The sequence below is a fragment of the Methylorubrum zatmanii genome (assembly GCF_014845115.1).
Classification (GTDB): domain Bacteria; phylum Pseudomonadota; class Alphaproteobacteria; order Rhizobiales; family Beijerinckiaceae; genus Methylobacterium; species Methylobacterium zatmanii.
This window is the reverse complement of record NZ_NKUI01000070.1, coordinates 1-9373: the sequence shown is the minus strand read 5'-3', so window position 1 is coordinate 9373 and position 9373 is coordinate 1. Positions and strand designations below refer to the sequence as shown.

Annotated in this window: 10 protein-coding genes; 3 read left to right on the top strand and 7 right to left on the bottom strand. The window is 71.3% G+C overall.

Annotation, left to right across the window (positions count from 1 at the left end; all coding sequences use genetic code 11):
* From MZTS_RS09730 to MZTS_RS09720, 3 genes are all read right to left on the bottom strand, one after another.
* On the bottom strand, positions 1-190 hold a 190-nt coding region (locus MZTS_RS09730; protein ID WP_281397027.1), incomplete at its 3' end, for a S4 domain-containing protein.
* A gap of 91 nt (positions 191-281) precedes the next feature.
* Complete coding sequence (locus MZTS_RS09725) at positions 282-458, bottom strand: DUF1328 domain-containing protein (RefSeq protein ID WP_012456035.1); 177 nt, start codon at positions 456-458, stop codon at positions 282-284.
* A 292-nt stretch (positions 459-750) separates the two neighbouring features.
* Positions 751-2859: an EAL domain-containing protein gene (locus MZTS_RS09720; RefSeq protein WP_192283565.1), complete on the bottom strand. Its 2109-nt coding sequence runs from the start codon at positions 2857-2859 to the stop codon at positions 751-753.
* Positions 2860-3173: 314 nt separating this feature from the next.
* On the opposite strand from MZTS_RS09720, the gene MZTS_RS09715 reads away from it, so the two are divergent.
* Positions 3174-4091, top strand: a complete 918-nt coding sequence (locus MZTS_RS09715) for an alpha/beta fold hydrolase (protein ID WP_192283563.1) — start codon at positions 3174-3176, stop codon at positions 4089-4091.
* 111 nt (positions 4092-4202) lie between these two features.
* On the opposite strand, the gene MZTS_RS09710 is transcribed toward MZTS_RS09715, so the two are convergent.
* The 3 genes from MZTS_RS09710 to purD all read right to left on the bottom strand — a co-directional run bounded on the left by MZTS_RS09710 (position 4203) and on the right by purD (position 6733).
* Complete coding sequence (locus MZTS_RS09710; RefSeq protein ID WP_192283561.1) at positions 4203-4904, bottom strand: SDR family NAD(P)-dependent oxidoreductase; 702 nt, start codon at positions 4902-4904, stop codon at positions 4203-4205.
* Between the two features lie 75 nt (positions 4905-4979).
* Entirely contained in the window at positions 4980-5438 is a 459-nt protein-coding gene (locus tag MZTS_RS09705) for a nucleoside deaminase (RefSeq protein ID WP_009865237.1), read from the bottom strand.
* Complete coding sequence (gene purD / locus MZTS_RS09700) at positions 5438-6733, bottom strand: phosphoribosylamine--glycine ligase (RefSeq protein WP_192283559.1); 1296 nt, start codon at positions 6731-6733, stop codon at positions 5438-5440. The genes MZTS_RS09705 and purD overlap by 1 nt, the downstream gene beginning before the upstream one ends.
* Before the next feature lie 183 nt (positions 6734-6916).
* Between purD and MZTS_RS09695 the strand changes: the two genes are divergently transcribed.
* Together MZTS_RS09695 and MZTS_RS09690 are read left to right on the top strand one after the other, a co-directional pair.
* Positions 6917-7654, top strand: a complete 738-nt coding sequence (locus MZTS_RS09695) for a hypothetical protein (RefSeq protein WP_009866572.1) — start codon at positions 6917-6919, stop codon at positions 7652-7654.
* A 93-nt stretch (positions 7655-7747) separates the two neighbouring features.
* Positions 7748-7978, top strand: a complete 231-nt coding sequence (locus MZTS_RS09690) for a hypothetical protein (RefSeq protein WP_246482068.1) — start codon at positions 7748-7750, stop codon at positions 7976-7978.
* On the opposite strand, the gene MZTS_RS09685 is transcribed toward MZTS_RS09690, so the two are convergent.
* Entirely contained in the window at positions 7962-8876 is a 915-nt protein-coding gene (locus MZTS_RS09685) for a hypothetical protein (protein WP_009866570.1), read from the bottom strand. The two genes, MZTS_RS09690 and MZTS_RS09685, sit on opposite strands and share 17 nt — an antisense overlap.
* Positions 8877-9373 lie beyond the last annotated feature (497 nt).

Below are 9373 nucleotides of genomic sequence, written 5' to 3'. Positions count from 1 at the left end.
CGGTGACGTTGATGGCCGGCGAGGTGAGCACCTGGCCGTTGAGGGTGACGCGGCCGGCCTCGATCAGGGCCTCGGCGTCGCGGCGGGAGGCGATGCCGGCGCGGGCGATGGCCTTGGCGATGCGCTCGCCCTCGGGCGCGGCGGGCTGGTCCGCGGGCGCGGCCGGGGGGGAATCTGGAATGTCGGTCATCCGCGCCCCTTATCAGACCAATCGGGCGCACAAAAGGAAAAGGCGGCCCGCCAGGGCCGCCTCGTCTGTCGCGTCCTGCGACGCTGCGCCGTTACAGCCGCGGGGAGCGCCCGCGCACCGCGCCCATCACCGCCGAGATCAGGAACAGCGCGATGGCGACGAAGAACACGATCTTGGCCGCCTCCATGGCGGTGCCGGCGATGCCGCCGAAGCCGAGCAGCGCGGCGATCAGGGCGACGACGAGAAAGGTAACGGCCCAACCGATCATGGTATCCTCCTGATGTCCGTTTCGGACGATGTCTCGAAAGCCTGTCTTGGCTTGGAAAATTGCCAAGCTCCCCGAATCGTTCCGCCGATGGTGCCGAAAACAATGGGCCGGGGTCAGGTTTTCGGCAGCATGGGAGGGCGGTGTCCCGGCCTCTTCATCACGACGGGTCCGCCCTGGGCGCGGGGCCTCGCAGCGGCGCCAGCGTCCCGCGCAGCGGATCCTCAGAAGAGCAACGACGGCCTCCAGCCGCCTGTTCCGAGAACGGCCCACCCCGGACGGGCGGGGATCGGGCTCAGGCGGCCATCGTCCGGTCGCCGTCCCCGCCGGGGCACGTGCCGGCTTCGAGCAGGGCGGCGATCTCGGCAGCCGGCCGGGGCGGGCTGAACAGATAGCCCTGCACCTCCTGCGCGCCCTCCGCCCGGACGGTGGCGAGTTGCGGCTCGGTCTCGACTCCCTCGACCAGGGTGGTGATGCCGAGGCTCGCCCCCAGGCTGACGATGGCGCGGATGATCGCGCCGGCCTCGGATTGCGCGGCGCAGTCGCGCACGAAGGAGCGGTCGATCTTGATCTTGTCGAAGGGGAAGCGGCGCAGATAGCTGATCGAGGAATAGCCGGTGCCGAAATCGTCCATCGAGATCCGCACGCCGAGCTTGCGCAGGGTGTGGAGCGTCTCCAGGTTCGCCTCGGTATCGTCGAGGAGCACGCTCTCGGTGATTTCCAGTTCCAGCCGCGTGGCGACGAGACCGCTGGTGGCCAGCGCCGCGAGCACGCTCTGGGCGAAGCCGCGATGGCGCAGCTGAATCGGCGAGACGTTGACGGCGACGCTGATCCCGTCCGGCCAGCCGGCGGCGTCACGGCAGGCCTGCCGCAGCACCCATTCGCCCAGCGGCACGATCAGCCCGGTCTCCTCGGCCAGGGGGATGAACAGGGCCGGGCTCACCAGACCACGCTCGGGATGACGCCAGCGCACCAGCGCTTCCATGCCGGTGATGCGGTTGTCGGAGAGGTCCACGAGCGGCTGGTAATGCAGCTCGAAACGGTCGGCCTGAAGCGCCTCGCGCAGTTCGCGCTCGAGATGGAGCCGTTCCCGCACGGTCTCGTCCATCTGCGGCTCGAACAGGCGGAAGGTGCCGCGCCCCTCGGCCTTCGCCTCGTAGAGCGCGAGATCGGCCTCCTTGAGCAGGCGCTCGATGTCCCGCCCGCCATGGCCCTCCTCGGATGCGGCGAGGGCGATGCCGACGCTCATGCCGATCTCGGCGGTGATCCCGTCGAACCGGTAGGGCGCGCCGACCACGTCGATCAGGCGCTCGGCGAGCGCCACGGCGCCGGCCGCATCCTCGACGCGGGAGAGCACCGCGAACTCGTCGCCGCCGAGCCGGGCCACGACGTCCCGCCCGCGCAAATGCGCCCGCAGCCGCTCGGCCACCGCCCGCAGCAGGACATCGCCCACCGCGTGGCCGAAGCTGTCGTTGACCGGCTTGAAGCGGTCGAGGTCGAGGCAGAGTACGGCGAGACGCCCTCCCTCGCTCGCCCGCAGCGCCTCGATCCATTCGCTGCCGATCTCGCGCAGGGAGGTGCGGTTGGGCAGATCGGTGAGCCCGTCATGCCGGGCCATGTGGATGATGCGCGCCTCGTTGCGCCGCCGCTCGGTGACGTCCTCGAAGGTCGCCACCCAGCCGCCGCCGGCCATGGGCCGGTGGGTCGCGGCGATGACGCGCCCATCCGCCAATTCGCGCAGCACGGATTTCAGCCCGTCGCCGAGGAGCGAGGTGCGCGTGCCCTCGCTCACCGAATCGACCGTCGCGCCGGGCTTGTAACGCTTGAGCGTCACCAGCGCCTCGATGATCGCGCGCTGGCTCATGCCGACCCGGAGCATCTCCCCGGGCAAGTCGAAGATCTCCAGGTAGCGCCGGTTCCACACCAGCAGGCGGTGCTCCGCGTCGAACATGCACAGGCCCTGGCTCATGTTCTCCAGGGCCGCGTCGAAGCGCCGGTTCTGCTCGCTGAGCTGGGCATGCGCCTCGACCAGGGCGCAACGGGTCCGGTGCCGTTCGCTGACATCGCTGCCGACGCCCCGGTAGCCGAGAAAGGTCCCCTCCGGCGAGACATGCGGGCTGCCGCTGATCTCGAACCAGCGCGGCGTGCCGTCGGGATGCCGGTAGACGAAGATGAGTTCGCGAAAGCCCGTGCGGGCGGCGAGCGCCTCCCGGTAGGCGGCCAGGGCCGCAGCATCCTCCTGCCAGGCGAAGGACGCGCGTGGAAGGCCGATCATGTTCTCGGGCGGGCGGCCCAGGAACCGCTCGGCACCCGCCGAGAGATAGCGATAGCAATCCTCGGCATCGGTCTCCCAAAGCCAGTCGAAGGCGATTCGCGTCAATTCTTCAAGATCGTTCAGGAGCATGGCAACACCGCAGACTCGACCGACCATCCGCGCGAAGTGTAAAGAATTCGTCTTGCCCATGATGTAGGCACATCATGGGCACTTACCGCTCGAGCAGCACAGCCAAGAGCAATCGCTCAAAAGCTCTGTTCCGAGATGGGCACGGGACTGCTGCCAAATCAGGCAAACCTTCTTGCCTCTCCGGAGCGGCTTCACCGGCCTCGCAGCGCTTCCCCAAAGCCCTGTTCGGAGCCATCCCGGCGGCGGGCCGTTGTTGCCGGCATATCTTGGCAAGAATCTTGGCAGGCATCTTGGCAAGGCTGGAGAACGGACCGATGGCGGAAGGCGACGATCTGTTTCCGGGGTTCGAGCCGCTCTGGATCGAGGGGCCGGCGGGCCGCTGGTTCGGCCGGGCCGGGGGCGCGCCGGAGGCGCCGCCGCTGCTTCTCCTGCACGGCTTTCCCCAGAGCCACGCCATGTGGCACCGGCTGGCCCCGGCCCTGGCCGCGACGCATCGGGTGATCGCCCTCGACCTGAAGGGCTATGGCTGGTCGGCGGCACCTGCCTCACGGGACGGCGAGAATGCCTATGCCAAGCGGCGGCTCGGGGCCGAGATCGTCGCGGTGATGGAGCGGCTCGGCCATGTCCGCTTCGCCCTGGCCGGCCATGACCGCGGCGGGCGGGTCGGCTACCGGCTCGCCCTCGACGCGCCGGAGCGGATCGCGCGTCTGGCGCTCCTCGACATCGTGCCGACCGACGTGCAGTGGGAGCGGATCGCGGCGAAGCCGGGCGCCAATCCGCACTGGCCGTTCCTGGCGCGCCCGGCGCCGGAACCGGAGGAGGTCATCCGCCGCGACCCGGACGGCTATTTCGAGGGGCTGCTGCGCGACTGGAGCGCCGCGCACGACCTGTCCGCCTTCGACCCGCGGGCGCTCACCCTCTACCGTCAGGCCTGGGCCGTCCCCGAGCGCATCCACGCGATGTGCGAGGATTACCGGGCGGGCGGCGCCGAGGGGCCGGACCGGGCTGCCGACCGCGACGACCTCGCCGCGGGCCGCACCCTTCCGATGCCGGTGCTCGTGCTGGCGAGCGAGGCCTATCTCGACAGGGACAAGCCCGAGACCGCGCTGGCGGCGTGGCGGCGGACCTTCGCGCCGAAGGCGGAGGGCGCGTCGATCGCCTCCGGCCATTTCATGGCCGAGGAGGCCCCGGAGGCGACGCTGCGCGCCCTGCAGGACTTCCTCGCGGCGTGATTGCGGTCTCCGCTCGCTTCAAGCGGAAACCGGATCGGCCAGCCCGCGCGGCGCTTGAGCGAGGACGACATCCGCCATCCCGAAGGGATCGACCGGATTTGGGAGGAGAGGTCAGAACCGCTCCACCCAGGGCCGCAGGGCGATCTCGTCGGTCCAGGCGCTGCGGTCCTGGCGCAACAGGGCGAGGTAACTCTTGGCGATGGCGTCGGGATCGAGGGTGGCGTCGGACTGCCCCTCCGGGTCGGGCCGGGAAGCGGAGCGGATGGCGCCGTCGATCACCACATGGGCGACATGGATGCCCTGCGGCTGCCACTCGCGGGCGAGGCTCTGGGCGAGGCCGCGCAGGGCGAACTTGCCCATGGCGAAGGGGGCGGATTGCGCGAACCCCTTCACGCTCGCCGAGGCCCCGGTGAACAGGATCGCTCCGTGGCGGTGCGGCAGCATGCGGCGCGCGGCGGCCTGGGCCACGAGGAAGCCGCCATAGGCCGAGACCATGAGCGCCTGGGCCACCGCCTCGGGATCGAGCGCGACGGTGGCCCCGCGCAGCCGGCCGCTGGCATTGTAGACCACGATGTCGGGCGATCCGCCCAGGGCCGGTTCGAGGCGGGGAAACAGGGCCTCGACCGCGCCGGGATCGGTGGCGTCGCAGGCATGGACCACCGCGCCGGTCTCCTCGGCGAGCCCGGCGAGCTTTTCGACATGGCGCGCGGCGAGCCCGACCTTCAGCCCCTCGGCCGCGAACAGGCGCGCCAGCGAAGCGCTCAGACCGGGGCCGGCGCCGACGATCAGGGCGCGCTGGTAGGTCGGGACCATGGGCGGGGCTCCGTGCGGCGTGGTGGGACGATCTCCGAACGCGTGACGATGGGGGCGGTTCTGGCCGAGCCCGTTTCAGGGCGTGCCGTCCCGCCCGCGCCGACCCGCGAAAAACTCCCGAAGCAATCCCGCCGCCTCGCCCGCGCGAAACCCCGAATAGACCTCCGGCGCGTGGTGGCAGGTCGGCTGGTTGAACACCCGGGGGCCGTGCTCGACACCGCCGCCCTTTGGGTCGGAGGCCGCATAGTAGAGCCGGCGGATGCGGGCGAACGAGATCGCGCCCGCGCACATCGGGCAGGGCTCCAGCGTCACGTAGAGGTCGCAGCCCGTCAGGCGCTCGTCCTGGAGGGCCGTGCAGGCCGCCCGGATCGCCAGGATCTCGGCATGGGCCGTGGGGTCGGACAGGGCGCGGGGCCGGTTGCCGGCCACGCCCAGCACCACGCCGTCGCGGACCACCACCGCGCCGACCGGAACCTCGCCGGAAGCGGCCGCCTCACGGGCGGCGGCGAAGGCGAGGTCGAGGAAATCGGGCATCAGGTCCGCGCGTCGCCCGCCTCGCGGGCGACCTCGCGGCCGCCGATGTCGCGGCGGTAGAAGCCCTCCGGCCAGTCGATCCGCGCCACCGCCGCATAGGCGCGCTCCTGCGCCTCCCGCACGCTGGCGCCCAAAGCCGTGACCGCGAGCACCCGGCCGCCATCGGCGAGCAGGCGCTCGCCCTCCCGGCGGGTGCCGGCCTGGAACACCACGATCCCCTCGTCCTGGACCGCCTCGGCGCCGCGAATCTCCGTGCCGCGGGTGACCGCGCCGGGATAGCCCTGGGCCGCCATCACCACCGTGAGGGCCGCGCGGGAGGCATCGAAGCCGATATCGATCCCGGACAGGTCGCCCCGGGCCGCCGCCAGCAGCGCCGGCACGAGATCGCCGGACAGGCGCGGCATCAGCACCTGCGCTTCCGGGTCGCCGAAGCGGGTGTTGTACTCGATCAGCTTGGGCCCCTCGTCCGTCAGCATCAGCCCGGCATAGAGGATGCCGGAGAACGGCGTCTTCCGCGCGGCCATGCCGGCCAGGGTCGGCTCGATGATCCGCGCCATCACCTCCGCCGCGATCTCCGGGGTGACGATGGAGGCCGGTGAATAGGCGCCCATGCCGCCGGTATTGGGGCCGCGATCGCCGTCATGGACGCGCTTGTGGTCCTGCGCCGTGCCGATCGGGATGGCGCGGGTGCCGTCGCAGAGAGCGAAGAAGCTCGCCTCCTCGCCGAACAGGCATTCCTCGATCACGAGGGCGCCGCCCTCGCTGCCATCGAGGATCGCCCGGACGGCGGCCTCGGCCTCGTCGAGGGTCTCGGCCACCGTCACGCCCTTGCCGGCGGCGAGCCCGTCGGCCTTGACCACGATCGGCGCAGCCCCCGCGCGCAGATAGGCCAGCGCCGGTGCGAGCGCGGTGAAGCGGGCGAAGGCGGCGGTGGGGATGCCGTGCTCGGCGCACAGCTCCTTGGTGAAGCCCTTCGAGCCTTCGAGCTGGGCCGCCGCCTTGGTCGGCCCGAAGGCGGGGATGCCGGCCGCGGTCAGGTCGTCGACGAGGCCCGCCACCAGCGGCGCCTCCGGCCCCACCACCACCAGCCCGATGCCCTCGGCCTTGCAGAAGGCGACCACGGCGGCATGGTCGGAGACCGGGAGATCCGACCGGTTCTCGCCGTGCCGCGCCGTGCCGGGATTGCCGGGCGCGACGAACAGCTTCGCGCAGAGCGGCGAGCGGGCGATGGTCCAGGCCAGGGCGTGCTCGCGCCCGCCGGAGCCGATGAGCAGGATGGGAAAGGGCTCGGTCATGACATGACCCCTTCCCAAAAAATCCCGGCCGGGGGAAGGGCGTTTCGCGTTTGCCCCGGCACCGCTGGCGCCGCGCCCCTTCGCCTCGGGAGCGGGCCCGGCGCCGAGCCCTTGTTGCGAGGCGCGCGCGTCACCGGACCGGATCCGCTTCGGCAAAGCGCGCTTGTAAGGAGAATCCACCGCATGGCCGCCTCCGGGACCCGAGACAGACCGCGAGACGCCCGGCGCCGCCTCGGCCTGGAGGGCGTCAACACCCTGGTCCAGACCCTGGCCATCCTCGGGGCCGGGGCCTGGGGCGTCTACACCTTCGTCTACGAGGCGCGGATCAAGCCGGGCCTCGCCCCGCCCTCCGTCTCGGTGAAGACCGATCTCGTCCGGGTCGGCGAGCGCGGCGACCGGGTGGCGATCCGCTCGACGGTGACGCGCACCAATGTCGGCCAGGCGGGGGTGCGCGTGCTCGGGCTCACCTACACCGTGATCGGCATCCGGGCCCGCTTCATCGAGCCGGACACGGACGAGGGGAAGGGAGCGGCGGCGCGGGAGGCCGCCTTCCGCGCTTCGTTGTCCGGCAGCGCGAGCGTCGATGCCGCGCGCGACTACGTCCGGGAGAGCGCCGGCCCGCCGATCCTGCGCCAGGGCGTGCTGTTCTCCGGCGCGACGGATCTGCCGAGCGAGCCCTCCGACCTCAATCCGGGCGAATCCGTCTCCCGCGACGTGATCGTCTATGCCGATCGCAAGGCGTTCGATGCGGTGCGCTTCGAGGTCCGCCTCACCTACGCGAAGGAGGACGATCCGCCGGTGCGCCTGCGCTTCGAGGCGGGAGCGGACGGGGTGCTCTCGACCGTGCCGGCCGAACCCTGCGCCGCCCCGGCCTGCCCGCTGCGGAGCACGGATTTCGCCACGGAATTTTCGCTGTGGTGAGCGGTCCCGCAAGGGATGACGCCGGCCCGAAGGGGTGACGCAAAATCGCCCCCGCGAACCGGGCGGGGAAGAGGAACGGATCGCCGGGCTCGCTTGTTGTCGTTTGCCATGCCGATCTGTCGCCGCCCGATCGCCCCCTCCTTCCGCCCGCCCCGCGAGCAGGCGACCATTCGGCTGTCGCATTACGTGGTCCGCCCACGCACGGCACCCCGGGCCGCCAACGACAACCGCCGCTCCCGCATGGCCCCGGTCTGGCCTTGGGCCATGGCGGTCGCCGCCGCCCCGGCCGTCATGGCGGCGCTGATCCTCACGCGTCTGATCTGATCGCCGGCGCTTTCGTCTCGCTCGGGTTGATCCCACCCCTGAGCGCCCGCCGCATTCTGAAGGCGGTTTCGTGCAGGGCCTGCGCGCCCTTGGCCCAGGCCCGACCGCCGAGGCGGAACGGCCGCGACAGCCGCTCGACCCGCTCCAGCCTCTGACGCAGCACCGCGACCTGCCGCTTGAGGGCGATGCGCTCGACCTCCTCCAGGGAGGGCAAGGCGTCCGGCCTCTTCTGCCGCCCCAGCTCGCGGCTGACCCGAATCTTCTCCGCATCCGCCACGCCGGCCAGCGCCCGGCCGAATCCCGCCCGGTCGAGGCCAAGTGGCAGGAACGGACGCAGCTTGCCGTACAGGTAGTCGGGATCCTGCGCGAAGCGGGGAAACTTGATGAGGCAGAGCGGCACGTCGTGATCGAGCAGGCGCTCCACCAGGGTGTGGAAGGCGTGGCCGAGGATGCGGGCCTGATCGAGCGGTTCCAGGGAATAGGTGACCCCGCCCGGCACCGTTCCGAATTCCCGCCAGGGCGCCTCCAGCGAGGCGGTGCCCGGCCGCGCGTAGAGGCTGCCGAGTTCGAGGGCAATGCGGCTGGTCACCGCCTCGCGCAGGTCGCGGACCGGCAGGATCGCCCCGTCGAGCCGCACGCCGTCATCGGCCAGGAACTGATCGACGAACTGGTAGGCCCAGGGGCTCTTGATGACGTAGGGGCTGTCGCGGACGCTCAGGGGATCGCTCTCCAGGCCGGCCTGCGCGGTCGCGTCGTATCCGGCGCGGGGATTGCGCGACAACTCGGTTTCCAGCCCGCAGGCGGTGAGCACCTGGACCAGGAAGGTGGTGCCCGCCCGGCCCGATCCGGCGATGATGAGATGGCGACGCTGCGCGCCCGTCTCCGGCTGAGGCTCCACGGCTGACCCTTTCGCTCCGGCCCGGCTGTGGAGCCGCCGGCACATACCCACAAGACATCCCCGGCCGCCCCCGACGCAGCGCAGGCAAGACGGAAAGAATCTTTTCGCTACGCCTGATCGCCGGTGAGAAGAACGACCACCTCAATAGACGGCTTTTGACACCCGAATTTTTCTGGAATCTTTCACGGGCACCAAGGCGCGCATTCGATAACTTGCGCACAAGCTATGGCGCGCAGAGCACCCCGGCTCCGATCGGATCGGGACATCGCTCCGGTCGGGCGGGGCACCGGCGCAACACCCGCGCCCCGCTCCCCAGCCGATGGTCCGGCCGGCCTTTACCTGTCGAGGGCCTTTCCCTAGCGTCCGGCCCCATGCCGCTCGTGCCCCCGCCGCGCCGGATACGACGCGACCGCGCAGGCCGGCCTGGAGAGCGATCCCCTGAGCGTCCGCGACAGCCCCTACGTCATCAAGAGCCCCTGGGCCTACCAGTTCGTCGA

Coding starts and splice junctions, on each gene's coding strand:
- MZTS_RS09710 (WP_192283561.1), bottom strand. CDS start 4,904: ATGGTCCCGACCTACCAGCGCGCCCTGATCGTCGGCGCCGGCCCCGGT.
- MZTS_RS09705 (WP_009865237.1), bottom strand. CDS start 5,438: ATGCCCGATTTCCTCGACCTCGCCTTCGCCGCCGCCCGTGAGGCGGCC.
- MZTS_RS09715 (WP_192283563.1), top strand. CDS start 3,174: ATGGCGGAAGGCGACGATCTGTTTCCGGGGTTCGAGCCGCTCTGGATC.
- MZTS_RS09695 (WP_009866572.1), top strand. CDS start 6,917: ATGGCCGCCTCCGGGACCCGAGACAGACCGCGAGACGCCCGGCGCCGC.
- purD (WP_192283559.1), bottom strand. CDS start 6,733: ATGACCGAGCCCTTTCCCATCCTGCTCATCGGCTCCGGCGGGCGCGAG.
- MZTS_RS09725 (WP_012456035.1), bottom strand. CDS start 458: ATGATCGGTTGGGCCGTTACCTTTCTCGTCGTCGCCCTGATCGCCGCG.
- MZTS_RS09720 (WP_192283565.1), bottom strand. CDS start 2,859: ATGCTCCTGAACGATCTTGAAGAATTGACGCGAATCGCCTTCGACTGG.